Annotated in this window: 32 protein-coding genes and 1 tRNA gene; 28 read left to right on the top strand and 5 right to left on the bottom strand. The window is 69.3% G+C overall.

Features of this window, described 5'->3' with window-relative positions; translation table 11 throughout:
- Window positions 1-26 precede the first annotated feature (26 nt).
- Together QZL87_RS13855 and QZL87_RS13850 are read right to left on the bottom strand one after the other, a co-directional pair.
- On the bottom strand, window positions 27-200 hold the full coding sequence (locus QZL87_RS13855) for a Flp family type IVb pilin (RefSeq protein WP_295320409.1): 174 nt from the start codon (window positions 198-200) through the stop codon (window positions 27-29).
- Window positions 201-343: 143 nt separating this feature from the next.
- Window positions 344-493, bottom strand: coding sequence for a Flp family type IVb pilin (locus QZL87_RS13850; RefSeq protein ID WP_295320407.1), 150 nt, complete (start codon window positions 491-493; stop codon window positions 344-346).
- 86 nt (window positions 494-579) lie between these two features.
- On the opposite strand from QZL87_RS13850, the gene QZL87_RS13845 reads away from it, so the two are divergent.
- Entirely contained in the window at window positions 580-1008 is a 429-nt protein-coding gene (locus QZL87_RS13845) for a (deoxy)nucleoside triphosphate pyrophosphohydrolase (RefSeq protein WP_295320405.1), read from the top strand.
- A 130-nt stretch (window positions 1009-1138) separates the two neighbouring features.
- Here QZL87_RS13845 and QZL87_RS13840 read toward each other — a convergent pair whose 3' ends face one another.
- Complete coding sequence (locus QZL87_RS13840) at window positions 1139-1990, bottom strand: methyltransferase domain-containing protein (RefSeq protein ID WP_295320403.1); 852 nt, start codon at window positions 1988-1990, stop codon at window positions 1139-1141.
- Window positions 1991-2014: 24 nt separating this feature from the next.
- Here QZL87_RS13840 and QZL87_RS13835 point away from each other — a divergent pair, with 24 nt between their 5' ends.
- From QZL87_RS13835 to QZL87_RS13810, 6 genes are all read left to right on the top strand, one after another.
- Window positions 2015-2893 carry a ComF family protein gene (locus tag QZL87_RS13835; RefSeq protein ID WP_295320401.1) on the top strand — a complete coding sequence of 293 codons (879 nt, stop codon included), beginning with the start codon at window positions 2015-2017 and terminating at the stop codon, window positions 2891-2893.
- 4 nt (window positions 2894-2897) lie between these two features.
- Window positions 2898-3158 carry a glutaredoxin 3 gene (gene grxC / locus QZL87_RS13830; RefSeq protein ID WP_295320399.1) on the top strand — a complete coding sequence of 87 codons (261 nt, stop codon included), beginning with the start codon at window positions 2898-2900 and terminating at the stop codon, window positions 3156-3158.
- 4 nt (window positions 3159-3162) lie between these two features.
- Entirely contained in the window at window positions 3163-3624 is a 462-nt protein-coding gene (locus QZL87_RS13825) for a DUF1178 family protein (RefSeq protein ID WP_295320396.1), read from the top strand.
- 49 nt (window positions 3625-3673) lie between these two features.
- Window positions 3674-3750: transfer RNA gene (locus QZL87_RS13820), tRNA-Arg, on the top strand.
- Window positions 3751-4545: 795 nt separating this feature from the next.
- Window positions 4546-6447 (top strand): TonB-dependent siderophore receptor, encoded by a 1902-nt coding sequence (locus QZL87_RS13815; RefSeq protein WP_295320394.1) that lies wholly within the window; start codon window positions 4546-4548, stop codon window positions 6445-6447.
- 65 nt (window positions 6448-6512) lie between these two features.
- Window positions 6513-6719, top strand: coding sequence for a hypothetical protein (locus tag QZL87_RS13810; protein ID WP_362987496.1), 207 nt, complete (start codon window positions 6513-6515; stop codon window positions 6717-6719).
- A gap of 56 nt (window positions 6720-6775) precedes the next feature.
- On the opposite strand, the gene QZL87_RS13805 is transcribed toward QZL87_RS13810, so the two are convergent.
- On the bottom strand, window positions 6776-7018 hold the full coding sequence (locus QZL87_RS13805; RefSeq protein WP_295320393.1) for a hypothetical protein: 243 nt from the start codon (window positions 7016-7018) through the stop codon (window positions 6776-6778).
- A 147-nt stretch (window positions 7019-7165) separates the two neighbouring features.
- Here QZL87_RS13805 and QZL87_RS13800 point away from each other — a divergent pair, with 147 nt between their 5' ends.
- The 11 genes from QZL87_RS13800 to QZL87_RS13750 all read left to right on the top strand — a co-directional run bounded on the left by QZL87_RS13800 (window position 7166) and on the right by QZL87_RS13750 (window position 15674).
- Window positions 7166-7633, top strand: a complete 468-nt coding sequence (locus QZL87_RS13800) for a hypothetical protein (RefSeq protein ID WP_295320392.1) — start codon at window positions 7166-7168, stop codon at window positions 7631-7633.
- Window positions 7630-8940: a terminase family protein gene (locus tag QZL87_RS13795; protein ID WP_295320389.1), complete on the top strand. Its 1311-nt coding sequence runs from the start codon at window positions 7630-7632 to the stop codon at window positions 8938-8940. The genes QZL87_RS13800 and QZL87_RS13795 overlap by 4 nt, the downstream gene beginning before the upstream one ends.
- A gap of 370 nt (window positions 8941-9310) precedes the next feature.
- Complete coding sequence (locus QZL87_RS13790; RefSeq protein ID WP_295320388.1) at window positions 9311-10417, top strand: phage portal protein; 1107 nt, start codon at window positions 9311-9313, stop codon at window positions 10415-10417.
- A gap of 110 nt (window positions 10418-10527) precedes the next feature.
- Window positions 10528-10842 (top strand): DUF6127 family protein, encoded by a 315-nt coding sequence (locus QZL87_RS13785; protein ID WP_295320385.1) that lies wholly within the window; start codon window positions 10528-10530, stop codon window positions 10840-10842.
- Between the two features lie 41 nt (window positions 10843-10883).
- Window positions 10884-11312 carry an HK97 family phage prohead protease gene (locus QZL87_RS13780; RefSeq protein WP_362989358.1) on the top strand — a complete coding sequence of 143 codons (429 nt, stop codon included), beginning with the start codon at window positions 10884-10886 and terminating at the stop codon, window positions 11310-11312.
- A gap of 82 nt (window positions 11313-11394) precedes the next feature.
- Window positions 11395-12534, top strand: coding sequence for a phage major capsid protein (locus tag QZL87_RS13775; RefSeq protein WP_295320381.1), 1140 nt, complete (start codon window positions 11395-11397; stop codon window positions 12532-12534).
- A 108-nt stretch (window positions 12535-12642) separates the two neighbouring features.
- Window positions 12643-14289, top strand: a complete 1647-nt coding sequence (locus tag QZL87_RS13770; protein ID WP_295320378.1) for a tail fiber domain-containing protein — start codon at window positions 12643-12645, stop codon at window positions 14287-14289.
- The gene (locus QZL87_RS13765; protein WP_295320376.1) at window positions 14286-14441 is read left to right on the top strand and encodes a hypothetical protein; all 156 of its coding nucleotides are present in this window, start codon (window positions 14286-14288) and stop codon (window positions 14439-14441) included. Before QZL87_RS13770 ends, QZL87_RS13765 begins: the two co-directional genes overlap by 4 nt.
- Before the next feature lie 17 nt (window positions 14442-14458).
- The gene (locus tag QZL87_RS13760; protein WP_295320374.1) at window positions 14459-14740 is read left to right on the top strand and encodes a hypothetical protein; all 282 of its coding nucleotides are present in this window, start codon (window positions 14459-14461) and stop codon (window positions 14738-14740) included.
- Window positions 14737-15285 (top strand): hypothetical protein, encoded by a 549-nt coding sequence (locus tag QZL87_RS13755; RefSeq protein WP_295320373.1) that lies wholly within the window; start codon window positions 14737-14739, stop codon window positions 15283-15285. The genes QZL87_RS13760 and QZL87_RS13755 overlap by 4 nt, the downstream gene beginning before the upstream one ends.
- Window positions 15282-15674: a DUF3168 domain-containing protein gene (locus QZL87_RS13750; protein WP_295320372.1), complete on the top strand. Its 393-nt coding sequence runs from the start codon at window positions 15282-15284 to the stop codon at window positions 15672-15674. The genes QZL87_RS13755 and QZL87_RS13750 overlap by 4 nt, the downstream gene beginning before the upstream one ends.
- Before the next feature lie 265 nt (window positions 15675-15939).
- On the opposite strand, the gene QZL87_RS13745 is transcribed toward QZL87_RS13750, so the two are convergent.
- A complete protein-coding gene (locus QZL87_RS13745; RefSeq protein ID WP_295320370.1) occupies window positions 15940-16278 on the bottom strand; it encodes a hypothetical protein in 339 nt (112 codons plus the stop codon).
- A gap of 47 nt (window positions 16279-16325) precedes the next feature.
- Here QZL87_RS13745 and QZL87_RS13740 point away from each other — a divergent pair, with 47 nt between their 5' ends.
- From QZL87_RS13740 to QZL87_RS13695, 10 genes are all read left to right on the top strand, one after another.
- Window positions 16326-16733: a phage major tail protein, TP901-1 family gene (locus tag QZL87_RS13740; RefSeq protein WP_295320368.1), complete on the top strand. Its 408-nt coding sequence runs from the start codon at window positions 16326-16328 to the stop codon at window positions 16731-16733.
- The gene (locus QZL87_RS13735) at window positions 16730-17041 is read left to right on the top strand and encodes a gene transfer agent family protein (RefSeq protein ID WP_295320365.1); all 312 of its coding nucleotides are present in this window, start codon (window positions 16730-16732) and stop codon (window positions 17039-17041) included. Before QZL87_RS13740 ends, QZL87_RS13735 begins: the two co-directional genes overlap by 4 nt.
- 79 nt (window positions 17042-17120) lie before the next feature.
- Window positions 17121-17351 carry a phage tail assembly chaperone gene (locus QZL87_RS13730; protein WP_295320363.1) on the top strand — a complete coding sequence of 77 codons (231 nt, stop codon included), beginning with the start codon at window positions 17121-17123 and terminating at the stop codon, window positions 17349-17351.
- On the top strand, window positions 17344-17910 hold the full coding sequence (locus QZL87_RS13725) for a tail tape measure protein (protein ID WP_295320361.1): 567 nt from the start codon (window positions 17344-17346) through the stop codon (window positions 17908-17910). The genes QZL87_RS13730 and QZL87_RS13725 overlap by 8 nt, the downstream gene beginning before the upstream one ends.
- Before the next feature lie 177 nt (window positions 17911-18087).
- Window positions 18088-20421, top strand: coding sequence for a DUF2460 domain-containing protein (locus tag QZL87_RS13720; protein WP_295326893.1), 2334 nt, complete (start codon window positions 18088-18090; stop codon window positions 20419-20421).
- Window positions 20418-21239: a DUF2163 domain-containing protein gene (locus tag QZL87_RS13715; RefSeq protein WP_295320359.1), complete on the top strand. Its 822-nt coding sequence runs from the start codon at window positions 20418-20420 to the stop codon at window positions 21237-21239. The genes QZL87_RS13720 and QZL87_RS13715 overlap by 4 nt, the downstream gene beginning before the upstream one ends.
- Window positions 21232-21654 carry an NlpC/P60 family protein gene (locus QZL87_RS13710; RefSeq protein WP_295320357.1) on the top strand — a complete coding sequence of 141 codons (423 nt, stop codon included), beginning with the start codon at window positions 21232-21234 and terminating at the stop codon, window positions 21652-21654. The genes QZL87_RS13715 and QZL87_RS13710 overlap by 8 nt, the downstream gene beginning before the upstream one ends.
- Before the next feature lie 66 nt (window positions 21655-21720).
- Entirely contained in the window at window positions 21721-23232 is a 1512-nt protein-coding gene (locus tag QZL87_RS13705) for a phage tail protein (RefSeq protein WP_295320355.1), read from the top strand.
- Window positions 23229-23897, top strand: a complete 669-nt coding sequence (locus QZL87_RS13700; protein WP_295320353.1) for a hypothetical protein — start codon at window positions 23229-23231, stop codon at window positions 23895-23897. The genes QZL87_RS13705 and QZL87_RS13700 overlap by 4 nt, the downstream gene beginning before the upstream one ends.
- Before the next feature lie 9 nt (window positions 23898-23906).
- Window positions 23907-24359 (top strand): DUF2793 domain-containing protein, encoded by a 453-nt coding sequence (locus QZL87_RS13695; RefSeq protein ID WP_295320351.1) that lies wholly within the window; start codon window positions 23907-23909, stop codon window positions 24357-24359.
- The last annotated feature ends 93 nt before the right edge of the window (window positions 24360-24452 follow it).

The raw sequence follows: 24452 nt of genomic DNA, 5'->3' as shown, positions 1-24452 counted from the left end.
CGGCGAGCAAATCCGGACAACTAACCTTATGCGGTTTCGCCGTTGAGGCCCGTCGCAACCTCGTTGAAGGTGTTGCCGACGGCACCGCCGACTGCACCCATCGCGGTGATACCGGCGACGGCGATGAGGGCCGCGATCAGGCCATATTCGATGGCGGTGGCGGCTTTGGTGTCGCGAACGAACTTCTTGATGAACTTCATGACTGGTCTCCTGATTTCACTTACCCTGTTGACGGTCTGGTCTGGGTCAACATCTGCGGCTTAGGGCGAATAGGTTTTGAAAAGCTTAATATCGGCCGGCGGAACGGGGGCGAACGCCGTCCCGGAAAGGGACCGCCCCGCGGCTACATGTTGGTTTCGGCGGCGTTCGAAACCTTACCCCACATATTGCTAGTGGAGTTCGCGACATTGCCGACCGCAACGACAGCCGCCAGAAAGACGAGGGCCAGGATCAGCCCATATTCGACGGCCGTCGCGGCCCTGGTCGACCGCATCAGCCTGTAAAAGTTTCGCATTGTTCCACCCCTGCCTGAAATATAGTTCCCGAGGGGGCCGACATTCGCATAGGAAGGTTAACAATTTGTCCGCGCTTATCCTTGGAAAACCGCCAAAAACATCGCTGGTCGTCGTCGCCGCCGCGCTGATCGACCGCGACGGACGGTTGCTTGTCCAGCAGCGCCCCGAAGGGCTGGCAATGGCGGGACTCTGGGAGTTTCCGGGCGGCAAGCTCGAAACCGGTGAAACGCCCGAGCAGGCGCTGATCCGCGAGCTCGCCGAGGAACTGGCGATCGACGTCGACCACGCCTGCCTCGCGCCCGCCTGCTTCGCGAGCGACATGCTGGGCGACCGACATCTGCTGCTCCTGCTTTACGTGTGCCGCAAATGGCGCGGGACGCCGGTGGCGCAGCACGCGAGCGCGCTGCGCTGGGTGCGTCCGGTCGAACTGCACGGTCTCGCCATGCCGCCCGCCGACAAGCCGCTGATCGGACTGCTGGAGGCGTTGGTCTAGCGAGTGAGCGGGTTAAACTGAAACACCGTGGTCATCCCGGCGAAGGCCGGGATCTCGCCGGTGCGTCAGACCGAAACGATGAGATCCCGGCCTTCGCCGGGATGACGATTCAATCAAGAGTGACCGCGCTTTAATCGTTCCGCTTCAGCGCCTCCGCGAGCGAGGCGGTGCCGCTGCCGCGGCGCGCGGGCTGCGGCTGATCGGGATGCGGCGCCCATCCGCTGAAGTGGACGATGCGGAAGCTTTCGGCGATACGGCCATCGGGATCGGCCTCTGCCGCGAACGCCGCGGCGATCCGCGCCGCCTCGTCGCGGGTCAGCGGCGGGGAGGCGGGGGCGAGGCGGCTCGACAGGCCGGCGGCGCGCAGGTCGCGCACGAGCGCCAGCAAGTCGCCATAGCGCACGGTCAGTGCCTCGACATCGACGACGGGAAGCGCGAAGCCGACGCGCTGGAGCAGATTGCCCATCGCGGCGAGGTCGATCTGCGGGTGCAGCCGCGCGATCGACCGCACGCCATCGGCCATCACCGCGCGGCGGAGGCGCGGCAGGCTGCCGTCGCCGACGAAGGCGCCGAGCAGCAGGCCGTCGGGCGCGAGCAGCGCGCGGAGCCGCACGAGCGCGCCGGGCACATCGTTGACGCTGTCGAGCCCGCCCGGCCAGAGGATGAGGTCGAAACTGCCGAAGGGCAGGTCGACCGCATCGGCCTCGACCGCGATCGCCGCGGTGCGGTCCGCGAGCCGCGGAGCCGCCTCGATAATCGTGAGGCCGGTGCCGGTGGCGCGCAGATGGTCGATCAGCGCCGCGTCGTGTGCGCCGACGAGCAGCGTGCGGCGAAATTCGCGCGTCACCATCGTCAGCCGGTCGAGCAATGTTTCGGCGATGATCGGCGCGAGGAAATTGGCCGATGCGGGCAGGCGCGCCATACGGTCGCGCTGGGCGCGGTGGCGTGCGGACGAGAAAAGCGGGCGGGGGGCTTGCGACATGCGCCGCTTGTGCCGCCCCCGGCGATGCGGCACAACCCGCTGATGGCAGGGGCGACGGGGGATGCCGAAAAAGCAGGCGCGCCAGCGGGGGCATGGCTCGCCGGTCTGCGCGTCGCGTCGCGCGCGATCGTGGATTATGCGCTGCCCCCGCGTTGTCCGGGCTGCGGCGCGATCGTCGGCGATGACAGCCAATTCTGCCTTGCCTGCTGGTCGTCGCTCGATTTCCTCGGCGAGCCGGCGTGCGCGCATTGCTCGATCCCGCTCCCGGAGGTCGTGCCCGGCGGGGAGATCGCTTGCGGGGCATGCCTGGCCCAGCCGCCGCCGTTCGAGGGCGCCCCCGCGGCGCTCGCCTATGGCCCGGTCGCGCGCACGGTCGCGCTGCGGCTCAAATATGGGCGGCGGACCGGCCACGCGCGGCTGATGGCGCGGTTGATGGCGCGCCGGCTCGCCCTGCTGGGTGACATCGATGCGATCCTGCTCGTTCCGGTGCCGCTCCACCGCTGGCGGCTCTGGTCGCGCGGGTTCAACCAGGCCGCGCTGCTCGCCAACGAGCTTGCGCGGCTGACGGGCGTGCGGCGCGATCATCATCTGCTACGCCGTGTCAAATCGACAGCATCGCTGCGCGGCAAGGGGCGCAAGGAGCGCGAGCGGATCGTCGCCGGCGCCTTCGCGCTGGCGAGCGATGCCAGGGCGCGCGCGGCGGGAAGGCATCTGGTGCTGATCGACGATGTTCATGCGAGCGGGGCGACGCTCCGCGCCGCGGCGCGGGCGCTGCGGCGGAGCGGGGCGGCGCGGGTGTCGGCGTTGACCTGGGCGCGCGTCGTGCCGGATGCCGCGAAGGGCAACATATTTGACTTTGCTTCGTTGGATTCCGATATGCAGGGCGAAAGGATGACAGGATAGCCGCATGGCCCAGATCGAAGTCTATACCAAGGCCTTCTGCCCCTATTGCACGCGCGCGAAGATGCTGCTCGACCGCAAGGGCGCCGATTTCCGCGAAATCGACGTGACGATGGATCGCGCGGGGTTCGACGCGATGGTCGCACGCGCGAACGGGCGCCGCACCGTGCCGCAAGTCTTTATCGACGGCAGGCATGTCGGCGGCAGCGACGACCTCGCCGCGCTCGATGCGAAGGGCGAACTCGACGCGCTGATCGGAGCGGCCTGACCCCATGATCGTGTTCGACCTTTGCTGCACCGCCGGCGACCACCGGTTCGAGGCCTGGTTCGCGAGCAGCGACAGCTTCGCCGACCAGCAGGCGCGCGGCCTGATCGGCTGCCCGGTTTGCGGCGACAGCGCGGTGAAGAAGGCGGTGATGGCGCCGCGCGTCGGCGCGAAGTCCAATCAGGCGGCGGCTGCGCCCGTTTCGGTCGCGACCGAACCCGAATCCGGCCCCGAACTGGTCCGCAAGCTGCTCGCCGGCATCGCGGCAAAACAGGCCGAAATGCTGCCGCGGTCGCGCTGGGTCGGCCGCGATTTCGCCGATGCCGCCCGCGCGATGCACGAGGGACGCGCGGCCGAGGATCTGATCCACGGCCAGGCCTCACCCGAAGAGGCCGAGGCGCTCCGCGACGACGGGATCGCGGCGATGCCCCTGCTGGTGCCGATCGTGCCGCCCGAAGCGGCCAATTGATCCAATCCGATTGACGCTCCGCGCGCTCCACCGCTACACGAGCGGCGGCGCACCCGTAGCTCAGCAGGATAGAGCATCAGATTCCTAATCTGGGGGCCACTGGTTCGAATCCAGTCGGGTGCACCACTTCGGAACAAAGCTGGGCACTGCGCCCGGCTTTGTTTCGGTGGCCCCCGCGATCAAGGCTTGCAGCAGATTGCTTTTCGAGCCGAGAATCCGGACCTCCCCGACATAGACCTCCACGCGCTGCGCAAGTGCGCGGAGATGCTCGCGGTGATAGCCGCCACCCTCGATTCGTATCCTCTGGCGCGCGGTGGCGGCGAACTTCGTGAGCATGTCAGGTGCGACCGACTCTTGACCCGCCGCGCCGAGTGAGGCCGTCACGCGTTCCGCATCGGCCTTCGCCTGATCGCGCGTTGCCTTGAGCGTTGCGATGCGGTCCTTGAGGACAGGATCGCTGACGTCGGCAATCCCATTCTCGATAGCGTCGAAGAGCAGCTTTAGTCGCAGGTCGGTCTCGGTGGCTCGCTTGTTGGGATCGGCAACATGAGCGCGCTTGCGCGTTGTCTGTTCCTGCCGCCGGTCCCGCACCGCCGACAAAATGACTTCCAGCCGGTCGGGTTGGAGAAGCCTGTCCTCCAGATGATTTGCGACCAGATCGTCGAGCTTATCCATTGGAACGCTCATCCCGGTGCAAGCGGTCGGCCCCTTGCGCGCTGCGGCTGCGGGCAGGGGCGCTTCGATCCGCTCGGCGGTCTCCGGCCGCGTGGCGTTGCGCGGCGCGGCCTGTTCATGAACGGGAATTTGCCGAAAACCGCCGCTCCGTGTCGCCCGCATTTCCAAAGAGTCTTGTCTCTATTGCGTCGCAGTCGCAATTAGTCTAGGGGCGCCCTCGTCATTGCAGAACAGCGGGGGGGCCTCATGTTTCGTTCGTTTCGTCCAGTCTTCAAATTCGCGCTCCTCGCCGCCAGCGCCCTTTCGGTTCCGGCGCTTGCGCAGGAAGCCGGACCGGAGCAGGAAGAGGGCGAGGCGACCAGCCGCAACGACGACACGATCGTCGTCTATGGCAGCGGCATCGACCGCAATACGGCCGCGACGGGGCTCGACCTGACGCCGCGCGAGACGCCGCAGTCGATCACGATCATCACGCGCGAGCAGATCGACGACCAAGGGGCGTCGACGGTCGCCGACGTGCTCGAATATACGACGGGGCTTTCGGTGAAGCGGGTCGATCGCGGGCGCAACCTGCTGTCGGCGCGCGGCTTCGACATCACCGCCTTTCAGCTCGACGGCCTGCCCTTTGCGACGGGCAATGTCGGGCTCGAGGAAACGAGCACGGCGATCTATGACCGGGTCGAGGTCATTCGCGGCGCGACCGGCCTGCTGCAGGGGGCGGGCGAGCCGTCGGCGTCGATCAACATGGTCCGCAAGCGCGCCGACGCGCGCGAGCCGGGCGGCGAAGTGGATTTCGAAGCGGGTTCGTGGAACCATTTTTCGGGGACGATCGACATCGGCGCGCCGCTGACCGCCGACGGATCGGTGCGCGCGCGCCTCGTCGCCGAGGTCTATTCGCAGGATGCCTTCGTCGACATCGAAAGCAGCAACGGCTTCACCCTTTATGGCACGATCGCCGCCGATCTGGGCCCCGGCACGCGGATCAATGCGGGGGCGAGCTATCAGCGCGACGAGCGCGACGGGGTGATGTGGGCGCAGCTGCCCTATTGGTATGCCGACGGCTCGCGCCCCGACTGGGCGCGGTCGAAGACCACCGGCGCCGACTGGAACGAATGGGACACCACCGAAAAGGCAGCGTTCGTGTCGATCGAGCAGGATCTGGGCGGCAGCTGGCAATTGCGCGGCGACCTCTCCTATTTCGAGCAGGTCGAGGATTCGAAGCTGATCTGGCTGTGGGGCAACCCCGACCGCGCGACCGGGACGGGCATGGAAATTTGGCCCTATTGGTATCTTTCCAAGCCCAAGCAGTGGAGCGCCAACCTGCAGGTCAAGGGCGACTATCAGCTCTTCGGCCGCCGGCACGAGCTGGTGTTCGGCGCGATGTACAGCCACCAGAAGGGCGGCTGGACCAATCGCGATCCCGACCCCGCGAGCGTCGCGCCGGTCGGCGACTTTCACGCCTGGGACGGCAGCTATCCCGAGCCCGTCTGGGGCGAACGCTATCGCATGAGCAGTTTCGGCACGACCGAGCAGACCGCGATCTATGGCGTGACGCGCTTCCAGATCCTCGACCGGCTGAAGCTGATCGCGGGCGGGCGGCTGAGTTCGTGGACGCGCGACGAGGAGGAGGCGGCGTTCACGCCTGAAGCCTATCGGATCGAGCACAAGGGGGTGTTTACGCCCTATGCGGGGCTGATCCTCGACTTCACCGACTTCCTCTCGGCCTATGCGAGCTACACGAGCATCTTCAACCCGCAGACCGCGCGCGACCGCACCGGCCGCTATCTCGATCCGCTCGAGGGCGACAATTACGAAGCGGGGCTGAAGGCCGACCTGATGGACGGCCGGCTGCGCGCGTCGGCGGCGGTTTTCCGTGTCGAGCAGAGCAATTTCGCCGTTCCCGACCTCGATCCCGAAACGGGCGATCCCTATTTGATTCCCGGCACGCCCGACGTAGCTTCGCGCACCGCGCAAGTGGTGTCGAAAGGCTATGAACTCGAAATGCAGGGCGAGCCGCTTCGCGGCTGGGACATCAGCGTCGGGTGGAGCCATTTCAAGGCAAAGGATCCGTTCGGCGCCGACGTGCAGGCGCACCAGCCGCGGCGCGTGTTTCGCATGGCGACCAAATATGATTCGGCGGCGCGCTGAACGGCTTCAGCCTCGGCGGCTCGCTACGCTGGGAAAGCCGCCCGCCGCAGACGGCGCCCAATCCCGTGACCGAACAGGATGAACCGGTTGGGCAAAAGGCCTATGCCTTGGTGAACCTGATGGGCGCTTATGACCTGACCGAGGCGCTGTCGGTGCAGGTCAATGTCAACAATGTCTTCGACAAGAGCTATTACAACACCAACAGCTGGTTCGGCGGCTTCATCTATGGCGAACCGCGCAACGCGCGCGTGACGTTGCGCTACGGGTTCTGATCGCGGCGAACGCGACCGCGCCGCTGTTGCGGCCGGCCTCGCGCTCCCGGCGCCTGTCAATTTTCGCGATATTTTCCGCGCATGATGTCGCGCCGCCGCGCCCGCTCGCGCTTGAACCGGGCGATGAAATAGACTGCCGCGCCCACCATGAAGAGGATGATGGCGTAAGCGATGAGGATTCTCGGTTCGATTGCAGTTACTCCGACCTGAATGAGCGAGACCCCGCCTTGAAACGCCGGCCCGTCGATTAGGTTCCGCAAAAGCCGCCATAAAGTCGGCATCAGATCGTTGCTTTCCATCTCGGATAAAACCATATAGGTTAAAATAACTTGACATCGTCACGCTGATATGGCACAAGTGTCACATCATGAAGAATTGTGAGTCGGGCCGGCGGCCTTCCGTTTTCGGGAGGCTGTCCGGCCCGAAGCTTTTTCGGGAGACGGGCGATGGGACGAACGGGCAAGGTAGCGGACGGCTCAGCCAATGCGCGCCCGGGCCGGCGGCAGATGGATGTCTTTCTCGATGCGCTCGCCGAATCCTCGAACGTTGCCGCCTCGGCCCGCAAAGCGGGAATATCGGCGAACGCCATGTACCGCGAGCGGCGGCGCAACCCCGGCTTTGCAGCGCGGTGGCACGCGGCGCTGTGCGAAGGCTTCGCGCGGCTGGAGGCCGAGCTTTTGTCGGAGGCGCTGATCGCGCCGACGGGCAATGTCAAGGACGCGACGCTGAAGTCGCGGGCGCAGAAATACCGGCTCGGGCTGGCGCTGTTGGCGGCGCACCGGGCGGCGGTGCGGGGCGGCGCGCCCGCGGGCGGGGCGGCGCCGAGGGGCGACGCGAAGGCGAAGCTTATCGCGAAGCTCGAGGCGATACGGGCACGGGCGGCCACCGAGGACGCCGAAGAGGACAGGCTTTGAAGAGCCTCGACGAACTGCGTCATTCGCCGCCGTCCGCATTCGCCGCGTGGGCGCACCGGCTTTCCGACGACCGGGCGGCGAAGCTGATGACCGACTGGGCGTGGTGGCGCCGCGACGATCAATGCCCGCCCGGGGGCGACTGGCGCGTCTGGATGCTGCTCGCGGGACGCGGGTTCGGCAAGACGCGGACCGGCGCCGAATGGATACGCGGCTACGCCGAAACCCATCCCGGCGCCCGGATCGCGCTGGTCGCGGCGTCGTTGCACGAAGGGCGGCAGATCATGGTCGAGGGCGAGAGCGGCCTGCTCGCGATCGCGCCCGACTATGATCGCCCCGAATATGAAAGCAGCCTTCGCCGGCTGAACTGGGCGAACGGGGCGGTGGCGACGCTCTATTCGGCGGCGGAGCCCGAGAGCCTGCGCGGCCCCGAACATGGCGCGGCCTGGTGCGACGAGATCGCCAAATGGCCGCAGGGCGAGACGGCGTGGGACAATCTGATGCTGACGATGCGGATTGGCGATGCGCCGCGCGTCGTCGCGACGACGACGCCGCGCGCCGTGCCGCTGGTGCGGCGGCTGAAGGGCGAGCCGGGCGTTGCGATCACGGGCGGGAGCACCGCCGCGAACCGCCTGAATCTGTCCGGGCCGTGGCTTGCGGCGATGCGCGGGATCTATGGCGGGACGCGGCTCGGGCGGCAGGAACTCGACGGCGAGATGCTCGAGGATATCGAAGGCGCGCTGTGGACGCGCGCGCTCGTCGAGCGGTGCCGGGTCGATGCCGATGCGGCGGTCAAGCCGCTCCGCGTCGTGATCGGCGTCGACCCGCCGGCGACGGCGAAGGGCGATGCCTGCGGGATCGTGGTCGCGGCGCTGCTGCGCGACAAAAAGGTGGCGGTGGTCGAGGATGCGAGCGTCGAAAATCCGCCGCCGCATGTCTGGGCGCAGGCGGTCGCCGCGGCCGCGGCGCGCTGGGGCGCCGACCGCATCGTCGCCGAGAGCAATATGGGCGGCGAGATGGTCGAGAGCACGCTGCGCCAGGCCGACTGCGCGCTGCCGGTGGTGCCGGTCTATGCGAGCGTCGGCAAGGGACGCCGCGCGGAACCGGTCGCGATCGCCTATGAGCGCGGCGAGGTGGTGCATGCGGGGGTGTTTGCGGCGCTGGAAGACCAGCTTTGCGGGCTCCAGACCGGCGGGGGTTATGCAGGGCCGGGGCGGTCGCCGGATAGGGCGGATGCGTGCGTCTGGGCGCTGGCGGCCTTGCTGGAGGGGAAGCGGAGGGCGCGGGAGCCGGGGGTGCGGCGGGTTTGATCCGCTGTTCTCCGAGCCGCGATTGCGGAGCCCGATGAGATCGGCTTTGGGGTGGGGAGCGGGCGTTGCGATCCATCAAGCCCCTCCCCTTCAGGGGAGGGGCAACGCAGACTTGGCAGCTTGCTGCCTAGTCGCAGTGGGGTGGGGGCTATCGGCCTAGCGCAAGGCCGATGGCCCCCACCCCAACCCCTCCCCTGAAGCGGAGGGGCTTGACTAGGAGAGGTCCGCAACCGGCCAGTTTTGGAGGTTTCTCATCCCAGATCTGATCGGGGACCATTTTTTCGAGGCTGCGAGAATGAGCTCCGGATTCCGTCCGGGATGATGAGATTGGGAAAGCAGGGCGTCGCGGCGCGACGGATAGGAGATCATCATGAACTGGTTTGGCCGCAAGGCCGCGCAGGGTGCTGCGCGGCCCGCTTTGTCGCGTGTGTATGGGAACTGGAGCGCGCCGGCGCCGCTGTCGTTCGAGGGGCAGGTGCGCGAGGGGTATCTGGGTAACGCGATCGTCCAGCGGGCGGTGCGGCTCGTTGCCGAGGCGGCGGGGTCGGCGCCGTTGGTGGCGAGCGATCCGGCGCTGGCGGCGCTCGTTTCCGCGCGGTCGGGCGGGCAAGGGCTGGTCGAGACGCTCGCGTCGCAGTTGCTGCTGCACGGCAATGGCTATGTGCAGATCCTGACCGACGGCGCGGGCGCGCCGGCGGAGTTGTTCGCGCTGCGGCCCGAGCGGGTGACCGTCGAAGCCGACAGCCGCGGGTGGCCGGTGGCCTATCGTTACAAGGCGGGCGGGTCGGCGGCGGTGCTGCCGGCCGAGGACGGCGCGGGGCGCGTCGCCGTCGTGCATGTGAAGGCGCTGCATCCATTGGACGATCATTATGGCGCGGGCTGCCTGGGCGCCGCGTCCGGCGCGATCGCGGCGCATAATGCCGCCGCGAAATGGAACGCCGCGCTGCTCGAGAATGCGGCGCGGCCTTCGGGGGCGCTGGTCCACGATCCGGGCGACAAGGGGATGCCGCTGTCGGCCGAGCAGGTCGACCGGTTGCGCGAGGAACTCGCCGAGAGTTTCTCAGGGGGAGCGAATGCGGGGCGGCCGTTGCTGCTCGAGGGCGGGCTCAAATGGCAGGCCTTGTCGCTGTCGCCGGCGGAGATGGATTTCCTGGCGCTGAAAGATAGCAGCGCGCGCGAGATCGCTATGGCGTTCGGGGTGCCGCCGATGCTGCTCGGGCTGCCGGGGGATGCGACCTATGCCAATTATCGCGAGGCCAATCGCGCGCTGTGGCGGCTGACGGTGCTGCCGCTGTGCGCGAAGATTTTGGGGGCGGTGGCGCAGGGGCTCAGCGGATGGTTCGCGGGTGCGGAACTGCGCGTCGATCTCGACCGGGTGCCGGCGCTCGCCGAGGACCGGATGGCGCTGTGGCGCGAGGTGTCGGCGGCGGACTGGCTGACGGCGGACGAGAAGAAGGCGCTGCTGGGGCTGGAATAGTGCCTGCAGGCGACGGCCCGCCCCCACCCAGCTTCGCCTAGGCAGCAAGCTGCCAAGGCTGCGCAACCCTCCCCCATCCCAGGGGGAGGGGTTTTCATGAGGATAGCGAAATGGATGAGGAAGAGGCGCTGGCGCGGTTGATCGCGCTGGCGGGAACGGGTGCGGCTGCGCCCGATGCGGCGCTGCTGCGCGCGGTGGTCGAGGAGGCGAGCGAGCTCGGGGCGCGGCGGGCGCTGGCGCGGCTCGGGCTCGCCGACGAGGCGGCGCGCGACGACATCGGCGATTTGCGGCAGCTGCTCGGCGCGTGGCGCGATGCGAAGAAGAGCGTGTGGGCGGCGGTGGTCGATTGGGCCGTGCGCTGCGTGCTCGCGCTGGTTGTGGTCGGGCTCGCGGTGAAGCTGGGGTTGCCGGGGTTGCTGAAGTGAGGGCGGTCGGTGCCGCCGCCCACCCCCCGACCCCCTCCCGCCTGCGGGAGGGGGAGATACGGTTCGCGGGCTATGCGTCGGTGTTCGGCCGGGTGGACCGGGGCGGCGATGTCGTGCGCGCGGGGGCGTTTGCGGCGAGTTTGCGCGAAGGGCGCGCGGTGCCGCTGCTGTGGCAGCATCGGCCGGGCGCGGTGATCGGGGCGATCGAGACGCTGGCGGAGGATGCGCGGGGACTGCGCGTCGTGGCGCGGGTGACGCATCCGACCGCGGCGGCGCTGGTCGCGCGCGGCGCGCTGACGGGGCTGAGCTTTGGCTATCGGGTGCGCGGTGCGCGGGGAGAAAATCCGCGCGAGCTGACGTCGCTCGACCTGGCGGAGGTGAGCTTGGTGGCGGCGCCGATGCAGCCGGCCGCGCGGGTGATTGCGGTGGAAAATCTGGCCGTCGCCCCCGCGAAGGCGGGGGCCGCTTGAAGGGTGGCGGGAGGACGGCAGCGGCCCCCGCCTTCGCGGGGGCGACGTTTTTCTTTTCGGGATTGGTGAAGGAGTGAAACGCATGGACGATATGGAAGTGAAGGCGGACGCGCTCGAGGGGGCGTTCGATGCGGTGCTGGCGGCGGAAGCGGTCGATGAGCTGAAGGCGTCGGTGGCGGCCTTGCAGCGCCAAGTCGATGCGCAGGCCGTGGCGGCGTCGCGGTTGCCGCTCGACGGAGCGAAGGCGGCCGATCCGGCGCGTGACGCCTTTGTCGAACGCTATCTGCGGCGCGGGATCGATGCGGGCGTGGAGATGAAGAGCCTGTCGGGCGCGTCGGGCGGCGAGGGCGGCTATGCGGTGCCGCGCGAGATCGACGGGAGCATCGCCGCGACGCTGAAGGCGCTGTCGCCGATCCGCGGGATCGCCACCGTCGTGCAGACGGGGACGAGCGGCTATCGCAAGCTGGTCGCGACGGGGGCGATGGGCGCGGGCTGGGTCGGCGAGACCGATGCGCGCCCCGGGACCGCGACGCGCAGCTTTGCCGAGATCGCGCCGCCGTCGGGCGAGCTCTACGCCAATCCGGCGGCGAGCCAGGCGATGCTCGACGATGCGATGTTCAATGTCGAGGACTGGCTGGCCGACGAGATCGGGCGCGAGTTCGCGGTCGCCGAGGGCAGTGCCTTCGTGACCGGTAACGGGACGAACCGGCCGAAGGGCTTTCTGGCCTATGCGACGACCGACGAGGACGATAGCGCCCGCGCGTTCGGGACGCTCCAGCATCTGGCGACGGGCACGGCGGGCGCTTTCCCGGCGTCGGACCCGCAGGACAAGCTGGTCGAGCTCGTCCATTCGCTGAAGGCGCCCTATCGCCAGGGCGCGTGCTGGGTGATGAATTCGGACACGCTGGCGCGCATCCGCAAGTTCAAGACGAGCGACGGCGCCTTCATCTGGCAGCCGGGGCTGGTCGAAGGGCAGGCGGCGAGCCTGCTCGGCTATCCGGTGGTCGAGGCCGAGGACATGCCCGATGTCGCGGCGGACAGCCTGTCGATCGCCTTCGGCAATTTCCGCGCCGGTTACCTGATCGCCGACCGCGGCGAGACGCGCATCCTGCGCGATCCGTTCAGCAACAAGCCCTTCGTGCATTTCTATGCAACCAAAAGGGTCGGCGGGGCGATCATCGATTCGCAGGCCATCAAGCTGATGAAATTCGCCGCCAGCTAAGCGGCTGGCGCGCGATGGGCGCCCGGCTCCGCGTCTCTTTCCCTTTCGGGACCGGGCCGGGCGCCAATCTTTTCCAGACCCACGATCTTTTGAAAGGATGGCCCTGCCATGCCGACCCCTTTTTTCGCCGACCTGGTGCGCGAACTGGCGCAGGAGGGCGGGACCGGGCCGCTGACGCCGACCGGCGCGGTGCCCGGCCATCGCCGCTTTGCGGGCGCGGTGCCGCCGGGCGTTTCGTTTCACTATGCCGTCGCGGGGATTGCCCATCCCGACCAATGGGAGGTCGGGACCGGGCGGATCGACGGCGGCGGGCGGCTGCTTCGCGACGTGGTGGCGGCTTCGTCCGCGGATGGCGCGACGGTCGATTTCGCGGCGGGGCTGAAGACGATCGCGCTGACCGTCGGCGCCGACTGGTTCGCGGCGCGCGATACCGCGGCCGCGGCGCTGGCGGGCGAGGTCGCGGGGCTGGGTAGCGAGCTGGCGGGCCTTTCGGGCGCGCTAGACGCGAAGCAGCCGTTGTCGACGACGCATGGCAGCGCCGATGCAGCGGACGCCGCGGACATGATGACGGTTCGCCGCGGCGCCGGCTGGGTCAATGTCCCGCTGTCGTCGCTGGCGTTTCGGGGAGCCGATGGCCGCTATGCGCTGGACGGCGCACTCGGCGTGCAACGGACGGTCGATGGCGACATGGCCGCGATCGGCAAGGAGGGCGGCCAGCGGCTGCATATATTCGCGAGCGCCGATACGATCGGGTTGTTCAACGTCGCGGACGCCGGAACCGGCCGCGACGGGCTGCGCATCGTCGATGGCGCGGTCGCCTGTGATATTGCGGCGAGCGAGGTCGCACGGCTCGATGCGGGCGGCCTGAAACTGGGCGCCGGCCAGCTGCACGCACCCGATGGATCGGCGGCCAACCCGGCGCTGACCTTCGGAAACGACCTCGATACCGGGATTTATCGTATCACCGGCAATAATCTGGGGATTGCGGCGGGGGGCGCCGAGCGGTTCAGGGTTAATACGTCCGGCGTGTCGGTCTCCGGAAACTTTTTGGCGGAAGCCAGCGCGAACAGGCGCATCCGGGTGGTCGACGCCGCGCATAACACGCTGACGAATCTGGCGGCGGCGATCACATTTTCGCGCGGTTCGGATATTGGTGAGCTGGCCGCCGTCATGGCGACCGGCAACGGCGGGATTGCCGTCGCGGGCCGCGAGGGCGTGTCGCTCTGCGCGGGCGGGGGATCGACCTATAGCGCGACGGTCGAAATCATGCGGGTGACGGGAACCGACATGCGCCCCGCCGCCGACGACACCTACGACCTTGGCGCCGCCTCGTCCCGATTCGACGATGTTTACGCGACCAACGGCACGATCCAGACATCGGACGCACGCGAAAAGAGCTGGCGCGGCGCGCCGGGCGAGGCCGAACTGCGCGCGGCGCGGCGGATCGCCGGCGAGTTGGGCTTCTATCAATGGAACAGCGCGGTCGCCGCGAAAGGCGCGGACAGCGCGCGGCTGCACTTCGGCGTGCGCGCGCAGGCGGTGTGGGCGATCATGGCCGACGAAGGGCTCATCGCCCCGCTTGCCGAAGGGGTGGCGCCGAGCAGCCGATATGCCTTCCTCTGCTTCGACCAATGGGACGGGGCGGGCGAGGGCGGGGCCGCCGGCGATCGGTTCGGGATTCGGAGCGACCAGCTCGCGCTATTCCTGATCGCTGCGCAGGACGCGCGCCTCGCGGCGCTGGAGGCGGCGGCATGATCGACGGATCGGCCTTGGCGGCGCGCGCGATCGGCGATGCCGCGCGGCGCGATCTGGCAAGCGAATGGGCGGGCCCCGAGCCAGCGGCGCCGCAGACGCCGCTGCCGCTGGTGCGCGAGGCGGCGCGGCGCGTCACCTTGCGCAAGCCCTGAGGGAAAGGGGGGAGACGATGACGATGATGGTGAAGGATCCGGGCACGCGGATCGATTTCGAGTTCGACTGGGCGGCCGCCTATCCGGGCGGGCAGGCGGTCGTCGCGAGCGACTGGTCGGTCGCGCCGGTGGAGGCGGGCGGTGTGACCGTGATCGGCGGCGCGCACGATCTGATGGAGGTCACCGTCACGCTGGCGGGCGGGATCGCGGGGCGCGTCTATCGCGTCACCAATCGTGTGACGATGAGCGACGGGCAGATCGACGAACGGTCGATGACGCTGCGGGTGGAGGAGCGATGATGGCGGAAAGCCTGCTGCCGGGCGAGGCCCCGGTGAGCCTGAACGAAGCGCGCGGCTGGCTGCGGCTGGGCGCGACGGTCGACGATGCGGTGATCGCGGGGCTGGTCCGCGCGGCGACCAATATCTGCGAAGCGTTCATCGGCCAGTGGCTGATCGTGCGATCGGGCGAGGAGGAGGCGCCGTTCCCGGCGGATCGCATCCTGCTCGTGGCGCGGCCGGTGGTCGCGGTCGACGGCGTGACGCTGCTGTCGGCGGACGGAACGGAAAGCCCGCTCGGCGCGGAGGCGTATCGCGTGACGATCGCCCGCGACAGCAGTGCCTGCGTGGCGGTGCCTAATCCGGGAGACGCCGCGCGGGCGCGTATCGCCTATCGCGCCGGCATGGCCGAGGGCGCGAACGGCATTCCCGAAGCGATCCGCCAGGGCATCGTGCGGATGACGCAGCATCTGCACGATGCGCGCGACGGCGCGGGAGCGGGGCCGCCCGCCGCGATCGCGGCGCTGTGGCAACCTTGGCGGCGGCTGACGCTGGGAAGCGGGCGATGAGCGGCGCCGAACAGGCGGTGCGCGCAAAGGCGCTCGCGTTGCTGGCGGATGATTCGGAGCTCGCGGCGCTGGTGCATGGCGTTTTCGACGGCGTGCCGCCGCGGGCGAGCGCGCCCTATGTCTCGGTCGGCGGGGCGGAGGGCCGCGACTGGGGCACCAAGGACCGGGTGGGACGCGAGGTGCAGGTGGCGCTGGTGCTGAACGGTATCGGCGAGAGTGCCGACCGCGGTGCAGTCGCGCGGATCGAGGCGGCTGCCGGGGCGTTGCGCGGCGCGGCGGATGGCTGGACGATCGTGGGCGCGCGGGTGATGCGGACGCGGTTCGCTTTTGGGCGCGATGGGGGCTGGCGTCATGAGACGGTGGTGCGATGCCGATGTTTGGCGGGATAGGCGGAACGGCGGGTTTCGGGCGGTAGCGGACGTCGAGAGAAGAAAGCCCCTCCCCTTCAGGGGAGGGGTTGGGGTGGGGGCTATCGGCCTTGCGCGAGGCCTATAGCCCCCACCCCACTGCGACTAGGCAGCAAGCTGCCAAGTCTTCGTTGCCCCTCCCCTGAAGGGGAGGGGCTTGATGAATCGCAACGGCAGCTTTCCACCCCAATGCCGACATTTCCCTGCGCTTGGGGGAGGCGGCATCGCTTGCGCTGGCGACCTTTGGCTATTCGCCCGGCATCGTGTTGGTCGACTTATAGTCCTTGAATTTTTCGGTGAAATTGGCGTGGTAATCCTCGACCTGCAGGTCGGCGTCCTCGGTCGCGACCGCTTCGGAATCGCCGCTCGCGCGGCCGAGCGCGATCACCGCCTTGCGGAAGGCGTCGCGCTCGGGCCCGCAGTTCGATTTCACCTGCATTTCATATTGAACGTCTTCGACCTTGGCCTCGAGCGCCTTCTTCATGTCGTCGCGCAGGCATTTGGTGAAGGCAACGCGCGTCGTGGCGACCGTCGCCGCGGGCGACGACTGCACCATGGCGGCCAGAAGCAATGTCGTGATCAGCATCCTGCGACTCCCCATTCCGCATGACTATATTTTGAGGAGGTTAGACGATGGCTATCGAAAATGGGAGCGATTTTCTGCTCAAGATCGGCGACGGCGAAGCGCCGCCGACCTATCGCACGGTCGCGGGCCTGCGCACCACCCAGCTGTCGGTGAACGGCGAGGCGGTGAACGTCACGACCAAGGATTCGGGCGGGTGGCGCGAGCTGCTGTCGGGGGCTGGCATCCGGTCGGTGTCGGTGAGCGCGGCGGGCATTTTTACGGGCTCGGACGCCGAGGTGCGGCTGCGCGGCCATGCCCTGTCGGGGACGATCGACGATTATGAGCTCAGCTTCGAAAGCGGCGAGCGGATGCGCGGGCGCTTCCTCGTCACGCGGCTCGACTATGCCGGCGATTATAATGGCGAGCGCAATTACACGCTGAACCTGGAATCGAGCGGCGCGGTGGTGAGCCTGTGAGCGGGGCCAATGCGCTTCGCGGCGAGGCGGAGCTGTGCGTCGGCGGGCGGCGGCTGGTGCTGCGGCCGAGCTTTGCGGCGCTGGTCGCGGCGGAGGCCGAGCTGGGGCCGCTGTTCGGCCTGGTCGAGCGAGCGGCCGACGGGCGGCTGGGACTGGGCGAGCTGACGAGCCTGTTCTGGCATTGCGTGAAGGAACGGCCCGAGGCGCTGACGCGCGAGGGGGTTGGCGAAGCTGTCGTCGCGCAGGGGTTGGCGGCGGTGACGCCGGCGCTGCGCGTGCTGCTGGGGCAGATATTGCAGGGGCGGTGAGGTGGTGGGCGCAGACCAGCAAGCCCCTCCCCTTCAGGGGAGGGGTTGGGGTGGGGGCTCGAAAGTTCGCGCAAGGCCGATGGCCCCCACCCCCTACCCCTCCCCTGAAGGGGAGGGGCTTATCGGGTCGGCGGCGGTGGCGCTTGTGGGCCTGATGGCGCGCGTCGCGGGGTGGCGGCCGGGCGAGGTCTGGGCGGCGACGCCGGCCGATGTCCGCGCGGTGCTGGCGGGGTGGGGCGACCGCGCGGAGGAGCCCTGTTTCGACGGCGCGGCGCTGGCGGCGATGATGGAGAGATTTCCCGATGGATGAGGTGAACGAAATGGTCGTCGCGGTGCGCGCCGATACCGGGGCGTTCCGGCGCGACATCGCGGCGCTGCGCGCCGAGCTGGGCGGGCCGCTGGTCGTCGAAGCCGATCGGGCGGGGCGTGCGATCGAGCGGGCGCTGTCGCGCGCGATCGTCAGCGGCAAGCTGGGGTTCGAGGATCTGAAGCGGCTCGCGCTGTCGGTGATGGCCGATATTGCGCGCGCGGCGATTGCGAACGGTATTGGTGCCGTAGGGGGCGGATCGGGTGGCGGGGGATTGCTGTCGCTCGGCGCCTCGATCGCGGCGGCGCTGTTCGGCGCGCCGGGCCGCGCGACCGGCGGGCCGGTGAGCGCGGGGCGCGCCTATCGCGTCGGCGAGCGCGGGCCCGAACTGTTCGTGCCGACCGCGAGCGGGCGGATCGAGGCGGCGGGCGGAGGTGTGCGCAACATCGCGATCACGGTGAACGTGCGGGGCGAGGCGGGCAGCGAGCCGCAGCGGCTGGCGCAGACGGGGCGGCAGCTGGCGCGCGCGGTGCGGCGCGCGGTGGCGGCAGGCGAGGAGTAGGAGCGGGGGTATGGTGGAGGTGCTGGACTGTGGGCGAGATGCTGCGGCTCCCCTCCCGCAGGCGGGAGGGGTTGGGGGTGGGCCTGAGGCGTTGGGTCGGCCCACCCCGCTGCGACTAGCGAGCGAGCTCGCAAGTCTCGCCGCCCCTCCCGCCTGCGGGAGGGGAGGGGGTTTGTGATGGGCTGGGCGCTGGTGGCGGCCGAGCCGCATCATCGGAAAGGCTGGCTCAAGCGGTTCGACCCGCGCTTCTGGACGGTCGATTTCGCGCGGCCGATGATGGCGAGCGTGACGAGTGAGCTGCCGGGCGCGCTGCGCGTCGAGGCGGTCTTTTACCGGAAGCAGGACCTGGCGGGGCTGATCTGGGAGAGCGAGGACCGGTGGGATCATCCGCTGCTCGCCTATGAGACGAAGCGCGATTTCCGGCACACGCAGCTGAGGTTCCGGTGGCGGTCGGGCGGGGTGAAGCCGCTCGACGCGCTGCACGGCCCGACGCTGACGATCGAGGGGCGCGACGCGGCGGGCAGCCCGCGCGCCTGGTATGTGCGGTTGTGGAATTATGCCGTGGGGACGGCGGAAGATGCCGTCGTCACGCTCGATTTCGATGCGCTCGACGGCGGGTTTCTGTTGCCCGGCGAGGCCGACCGGGTGTGGGCGGGCGATATCGACCGGATGTTCATTTCGCTGGTCCCGCCGGACTATGACGGCGGCGACGGCGCGCTGCCGGCGCCGGTGGAGGGCTGGGCCGAGATGAGCGCGATCGCCTGTTCGGGGTCGGGATCGGTGCTGGCGATCGGCGATGTGGTGATGCCCGAGCACGGCCTTGGGATCGCGGGCGGCTATGACGACAGCTATCATCTGACGCCGGCGCGGCTGGTGCGGCAGATGGTGCAGCTCGGCTATCGCGGCGATGTCGTCCATTATGTCGGGATGAGCCATTATATGCGGCTCGAGGCGGCAGACGGTGCGTTTCATGCGAGCGTGGCGGGCGGGGCGCTCAATGCGCCGTGCGCGGCGTGGCACGCGGGGTTCGCGGCGGCGTGCGAAGCGGCGGGGCTGGGGGTGATCTGGTCGCTCTCCTACGAATTGTTCGATGCCTATTGCCCCGACGAATGGAAGCAGCGCGCGAGCGACGGGTCGCCGGCGCTCACCGGATGGGAGCCGCCATCGACCTTGCTCTCGCCCGCGAATGGCGAGGCGATGGGGTATTTGCAGGCGGTCGCCCGCGCCTTCGTCGCGATCGGCGCGGCGGCCGGACTCGCGCCGAAATTCCAGGTCGGCGAGCCGTGGTGGTGGATCGCGGGCGAAGGGCGGATCTGCGCCTATGACGCCGCGACTACGGCGGCGCTGGGCAGCGCGAGCGTGCCGATCGCCGACGTGCGGGCGGCGCTGGACGCGCCGCAGCTGGCGATGCTCGATGCGCTGGGGGCGCTGCTCGCGGGATCGACCGCGGCGCTGCTCGCAGCCGCGCGCGATGCGGCCGGGGCGGCGGGATTGATGAGCCACCTGCTCGTCTATCTGCCGACGGTGCTCGATCCCGCCGCGCCCGCGCTGCGGCGTGCCAATGTGCCGCTGGGGTGGGCGGCGCCGGCCTTCGACGTGCTCCAGCTCGAGGATTATGACTGGGTGACCGGCGGGCGCGGGGCGGAGACGGCGCGCGCGCGGGCGGCGATGGCGGTGAGACTCGGCTATCCGATTGAAGAGCAGCATTATTTTTCGGGCTTCGTGCTGTTGCCTGAGCAGCGCGCCGGGTGGGCGGCGATCGCCGATGCCGCTCGGGCGGCACAGCGCGCAGGGGTGGCGCACACCTTTGTCTGGGCGCTGCCGCAGGTGGCGCGCGACGGGTTCGTGGCCTTTGACGGGGAGGATGATGTGCAGGCTTTCGATGCGGTGGATTTTCCGCTCGCGATCGGGCGCGAGGCGGTGGTCGCGACCGAATTTTCGACCCAGATCGTGAGCTCGCCATCGGGGCACGAGCAGCGGGCGAGCGAATGGGCCGAGGCGCGGATGCGTTATGACGCGGGACCGGGGATAAGGTCCGAGGCCGATGTGCGCCTGCTGGCCGATTTCTTCCGCGCGCGGCGCGGCGCGGCGCGGGCGTTTCGCTTTCGCGATCCCTTCGACAGCAGTTCGGCGTCGGACGGCGGTCTGCCCGCGGCGGACGATCAACTGCTCGGTCTGGGCGACGGGGTGCGGCGGGAGTTCGCGCTGGTGAAGCATTATGGCGCGGGCGACGCCGGGCAGGCTCGCCCGATCCGGCTGCCGGTCGAAGGGAGCGTGCGCGTATCGGTCGACGGGATCGAGACGGCGGCGTTTCTGGTCACGGACGACGGCGCGATATTGCTCGACGCCGCGCCGGCGGCAGGGATCGCGGTGCGTGCAGGATTCCTGTTCGACGTGCCGGTGCGCTTTGCCGAGGACCGGCTGGAGGCGAGCCGCGCGACCTTCCTCGCGGGCGAGCTGGCGAGCGTGCCGCTGGTCGAGGTGCGGGCGCCGCAAGGGGGTTCGGCATGACGCTGATGGCGGCGCCCGGCTGGCTGCGCGAGGAAGTGGTGACGCTCGCGTGGTGCTGGCGGCTGGCGCGGCGCGACGGGGTCGCGATCGGTTTTACTTCGCACGACCGGGATCTGGTGATCGACGGGTTGGCGTATCGCGCGGCGCCGGGAATGAAACCCTCGGCAATCGAGACGAGCGATAGCCTCGACGTCGCGACGATGGACCTGGAGGGCGCGATTGCGAGCGATGCGATCGCCGCACGCGACCTGGAAGCGGGGCGATGGGACGGGGCCGAGCTCGAGCTGTTCGTGACCGACTGGACCGCGCCCGAGGCCGCGCCGGTGACGGTCGCGCGCGGATCATTAGGCGCAATCGAGCAGCGCGGGGCCGCCTTTGCCGCCGAGTTGCAGGGCGTGACGCGGCTGCTCGACCGGCCGGTGTGTCCGGCGACTTCGCCCTCGTGCCGCGCGATGCTGGGCGATCGTGCGTGCCGCATCGATCTGGCGCCGCGCACGCATGTCCGGCGCGTCGTGGCCGTGGAGGGGCGCGTGGTGACGCTCGACGCGGCGCTGGACGGGATGGCGTTCGGCAGCTTGTCGTGGATCGAGGGCGCCAATTGCGGCCTGGAAAGCCCGGTGATTTCCGCCGACGGAGCCAGGCTTCACCTCGCCGAGGCGCCGGCGTTCGCGCCCTCGGGTCCGGTGCGCGTGCGGCTGGTCGAGGGATGCGACAAGCAGCTTGCGACCTGCCGCGACCGTTTTGCCAATGCGATCAATTTCCGCGGTGAGGCGCATCTGCCGGGCAACGACCTGTTGACGCGCTATCCTGGTGGCTGATTGCGGCGCGGCCGCCTTTCGCGCGGCGCGCGCGATGGTGGGGGCCCGGTTCCGCCCGCAGGGGAAAGATCCGGCGACGGGGCTCGACTGCGTCGGGTTGGTCTGGGCGGCCTATGCGGCGGCGGGACGGCGGCTGGCGCGGCCGGCGGCCTATCCGCTGCGCGGCTGGTGCCTCGATCGGATCGAGGGCGCGCTCGCGGCGGCGGGTTTCGTTCGCGCTAGCGATGCGGTGCGTCCCGGCGATGTCGCGCTGATCGCGCATCCGGCGCGGCAATATCATCTGGGCCTGATCGGGCCCGAGACTTTCATCCATGCCCATGCGGGGCTGCGGCGGGTGGTGGAGACGCCGCTGGATGACGGATTGCGGGATGCGGTGCGCTGGCGATTGCCGCTGTGCCCACCCCGCTGCGACTAGGGCGCGAGCGCCCAAGTCTCGCTGCCCCTCCCGCTTGCGGGAGGGGGATTTTCGGGGAGCAAATTGATGGCGACGTTGGTGCTGACGGTAGTGGGCGGGATTGTCGGAGGCCCGGTGGGCGCCGCGATCGGCGCGGCGGTCGGGCAGCAGGTCGACGCCCAGATCTTCAAGCCCAAGGGGCGCGAGGGGCCGCGGCTCGTCGATTTGAAGGTTCAGGCGTCGACCTATGGGCAACAGATTCCGCAATTGTTCGGGACGATGCGCGTCGCGGGCAGCGTGATCTGGGCGACCGACCTGATCGAGCGGCGGACGAAGCGCGGCGGCGGCAAGGGACGGCCCTCGACGACCGAATATAGCTATGCCGTGTCGCTGGCGATCGCGTTGTCGTCGCGCCCCGTCCGCGCGATCAGGCGCATCTGGGCCGACGGCAATCTGCTGCGCGGGACGAGCGGCAGTTTTCGGGAGCGCTGCACCTTCCGCTGGTATGACGGGAGCGAGGATCAGGCGGCCGATCCGTTGATCGCGTCGGCGCTGGGGATCGCGTCGGCGAGCGCGTTTCGCGGTCTCGCCTATGCGGTCTTCGAGGAACTCGAACTAGGGGCGTTCGGGAACCGGATTCCGTCGCTCACCTTCGAGGTCGAGGCCGATGCGGGCAGCGTCGATGCCGGGTCGATCGGCGACGCGTTGCTCGGCGGCGCGGGGCGCTGCCGGGGCGCTTGGCCCTTTTCGGGCTATGCGGCGTCGGGTGATCGGACGCGCGATGCGCTGGCGCCGCTGTTCGACGCCGACGGCATTCGGCTGGCGAGCGGGCCCGAGGGATGGCGGCTGGCGCCCGCCGCGGAAACGGGCGCGGTGCCGGTGCTGGGCGATTTTTGCGAAGCGCGGCGGAGCGATGTCGCGGGCGATCGCGCCGAGCGGCGGCGCGCGCCTTTGTCGTCGCTGCCGGGAACGATCCGCCTGCGCCATTATGAGCCGGAGCGGGATTTCCAGCTCGGCCAGCAGACGAGCCTGGTCGCGGGTGGCGGCGCGCGCGAGGAGCGGATCGACCTGCCCGCGGTGCTGCCGGCGACGTCGGCGCGGGCGCTGGCGCAGCGGCTGGCTTCCGCCGCGGCGGACGAGCGCGAGACGTCGGTGCGGCACGCCGACCTTGCCGCGCTGGCGCTGACCGTCGGAGCGGTCGTGGCCGGCGCCGACGGGAGCCGCTGGCGGCTGGCAGGGCGGACGGTGCGTGGCAACGACATCTCGCTCGAACTGCGGCGTTATCAGCCGCTTCCCGCCGCCGAGCTTCCCGCGGCGCCCGGCGCTCCCGTCGGTGTGCCCGACTGGCCCGACGCGGCCGGCATGGTCCAGCTGTTCGACCTGCCCAATTTGGGCAGCCCCGCGGCTTCGGCGCCGCGGATATTGATTGCCGCCGCGGGCAGCAACGACGGCTGGCGTGGCGCCGATTGCTGGTTCGTTCCGTCGACCGGGGCCGAGCCGATCCCGATCGGATCGGTGCGCCCGGCGGCGGCGCTTGGCCTGCTTGCGGAGCGTTGGCGGCGGGGAGCGACAGCCTTTTCGATCTTTCCGGCACCGTGATGGTCGAACTGGTCAATCCATCGATGACGCTCGAATCGGTCGATGACGCCGCGCTGCTGAGCGGCGCGAACCGGGCGATGGTGGGCGGGGAATTGCTGCAATTCGGCGAAGCCGAGATCGCGGGACCGGGGGTGTGGCGCTTGTCGCGCCTGCTTCGCGGGCGTGCCGGGACCGCAAGCGCGACGATCCATCCGGCGGGCGAGCCGTTCGTCCTGCTCGACGATCCGGCGCTGCTGATGCTGACTGGCGATCTTGCCGCGATGACGGCGGGCGGCGGGGCGACGCTTCAGTGGGCGCCGCGGAACGGCACCGCGCTGACCGAGACCGGCATCGCGGCGGCCGGGCAGGCGCTGCGGCCGCTTTCGCCGGTGCATGGGCATATCCGTCCCGATGGCGCGGGCGGCGTGACGATCGGATGGACGCGACGAAGCCGCATCGACGCCGGCTGGCGCGACCATGTCGACCAGCCGCTGGGCGAAACCCGCGAAATGTGGCGCGTTTCGCTGGTGCCGCCGGCCCCGGGTATCGGACCATGGGAGCCGGTGTCGCCCGTGCTGAATATCGGCGCGGGCGAACTCGCCGCGCTGGCGCCGGGGCACGTGCTGGAAATTCGCCAGACTGGCGATTTTTCGCGGTCGCCGCCGCTTTTCCTGGCTTTGACATAAGGACTGATCATGACCGACATGCCGATCACGCCGCGCTTTGCGTTGCCGTTACTTGCCGTTGCGCAAGCGCAAAAGGAGGTGACGCACAATGAGGCGCTCACTTTGCTCGATGCGCTTGTCCACGCGGCGATCGAAGCGGGGCCGCTTGCAGCGCCGCCGGCGAATCCCGCGATCGGACAATGCTGGATCGTCGATACCGCTGCGGCCGGGGCCTGGGCCGGAGAGAGCAATGCGATCGCCATCTGGACCGCAGGAGGCTGGAGATTCGCCGCGCCGCGCGCCGGGGTGCAGGTAACCCGTCTCGCCGATGGCGCGCGGCTGAGATTCGACGGCAGCGAGTGGACGGCGCCAGCGACGGTCAGCGCGCCCACGGGCGGGACGACGGTCGATTCCGAAGCGCGTGACGCGATTACGGCACTGATCCTCAACCTCGCTGCGCAGGGCATTCTGATTTCAGGCTGAATTTGCGTTCGTTGGCGAACAAAGTGCGACTTTTTGGCAACAGATTGACGATTTGTTCACTTGCACGGAACCAAAGCGGCGAGTAGGACGTCT

The organism is uncultured Sphingopyxis sp. (assembly GCF_900078365.1).
In the GTDB taxonomy this organism is placed as follows: domain Bacteria; phylum Pseudomonadota; class Alphaproteobacteria; order Sphingomonadales; family Sphingomonadaceae; genus Sphingopyxis.
The sequence above is the reverse complement of the archived record's forward strand: the minus strand, read 5'-3'. Positions and strand labels throughout refer to the sequence as shown.

Bases quoted from the DNA above. Each gene is read 5' to 3' on its own strand.
- QZL87_RS13800 (WP_295320392.1), top strand. From the start codon at position 7,166: ATGGGACGAACGGGCAAGGTAGCGGACGGCTCAGCCAATGCGCGCCCG.
- QZL87_RS13835 (WP_295320401.1), top strand. From the start codon at position 2,015: ATGCGGCACAACCCGCTGATGGCAGGGGCGACGGGGGATGCCGAAAAA.
- QZL87_RS13725 (WP_295320361.1), top strand. From the start codon at position 17,344: ATGGATGAGGTGAACGAAATGGTCGTCGCGGTGCGCGCCGATACCGGG.
- QZL87_RS13745 (WP_295320370.1), bottom strand. From the start codon at position 16,278: ATGCTGATCACGACATTGCTTCTGGCCGCCATGGTGCAGTCGTCGCCC.
- QZL87_RS13705 (WP_295320355.1), top strand. From the start codon at position 21,721: ATGGCGACGTTGGTGCTGACGGTAGTGGGCGGGATTGTCGGAGGCCCG.
- QZL87_RS13770 (WP_295320378.1), top strand. From the start codon at position 12,643: ATGCCGACCCCTTTTTTCGCCGACCTGGTGCGCGAACTGGCGCAGGAG.
- QZL87_RS13755 (WP_295320373.1), top strand. From the start codon at position 14,737: ATGATGGCGGAAAGCCTGCTGCCGGGCGAGGCCCCGGTGAGCCTGAAC.
- QZL87_RS13740 (WP_295320368.1), top strand. From the start codon at position 16,326: ATGGCTATCGAAAATGGGAGCGATTTTCTGCTCAAGATCGGCGACGGC.
- QZL87_RS13760 (WP_295320374.1), top strand. From the start codon at position 14,459: ATGACGATGATGGTGAAGGATCCGGGCACGCGGATCGATTTCGAGTTC.
- QZL87_RS13805 (WP_295320393.1), bottom strand. From the start codon at position 7,018: ATGGAAAGCAACGATCTGATGCCGACTTTATGGCGGCTTTTGCGGAAC.
- QZL87_RS13715 (WP_295320359.1), top strand. From the start codon at position 20,418: ATGACGCTGATGGCGGCGCCCGGCTGGCTGCGCGAGGAAGTGGTGACG.
- QZL87_RS13815 (WP_295320394.1), top strand. From the start codon at position 4,546: ATGTTTCGTTCGTTTCGTCCAGTCTTCAAATTCGCGCTCCTCGCCGCC.
- QZL87_RS13825 (WP_295320396.1), top strand. From the start codon at position 3,163: ATGATCGTGTTCGACCTTTGCTGCACCGCCGGCGACCACCGGTTCGAG.
- grxC (WP_295320399.1), top strand. From the start codon at position 2,898: ATGGCCCAGATCGAAGTCTATACCAAGGCCTTCTGCCCCTATTGCACG.
- QZL87_RS13695 (WP_295320351.1), top strand. From the start codon at position 23,907: ATGACCGACATGCCGATCACGCCGCGCTTTGCGTTGCCGTTACTTGCC.
- QZL87_RS13775 (WP_295320381.1), top strand. From the start codon at position 11,395: ATGGACGATATGGAAGTGAAGGCGGACGCGCTCGAGGGGGCGTTCGAT.
- QZL87_RS13850 (WP_295320407.1), bottom strand. From the start codon at position 493: ATGCGGTCGACCAGGGCCGCGACGGCCGTCGAATATGGGCTGATCCTG.
- QZL87_RS13790 (WP_295320388.1), top strand. From the start codon at position 9,311: ATGAACTGGTTTGGCCGCAAGGCCGCGCAGGGTGCTGCGCGGCCCGCT.
- QZL87_RS13720 (WP_295326893.1), top strand. From the start codon at position 18,088: ATGGGCTGGGCGCTGGTGGCGGCCGAGCCGCATCATCGGAAAGGCTGG.
- QZL87_RS13765 (WP_295320376.1), top strand. From the start codon at position 14,286: ATGATCGACGGATCGGCCTTGGCGGCGCGCGCGATCGGCGATGCCGCG.
- QZL87_RS13730 (WP_295320363.1), top strand. From the start codon at position 17,121: ATGGCCCCCACCCCCTACCCCTCCCCTGAAGGGGAGGGGCTTATCGGG.
- QZL87_RS13840 (WP_295320403.1), bottom strand. From the start codon at position 1,990: ATGTCGCAAGCCCCCCGCCCGCTTTTCTCGTCCGCACGCCACCGCGCC.
- QZL87_RS13855 (WP_295320409.1), bottom strand. From the start codon at position 200: ATGAAGTTCATCAAGAAGTTCGTTCGCGACACCAAAGCCGCCACCGCC.
- QZL87_RS13785 (WP_295320385.1), top strand. From the start codon at position 10,528: ATGGATGAGGAAGAGGCGCTGGCGCGGTTGATCGCGCTGGCGGGAACG.
- QZL87_RS13750 (WP_295320372.1), top strand. From the start codon at position 15,282: ATGAGCGGCGCCGAACAGGCGGTGCGCGCAAAGGCGCTCGCGTTGCTG.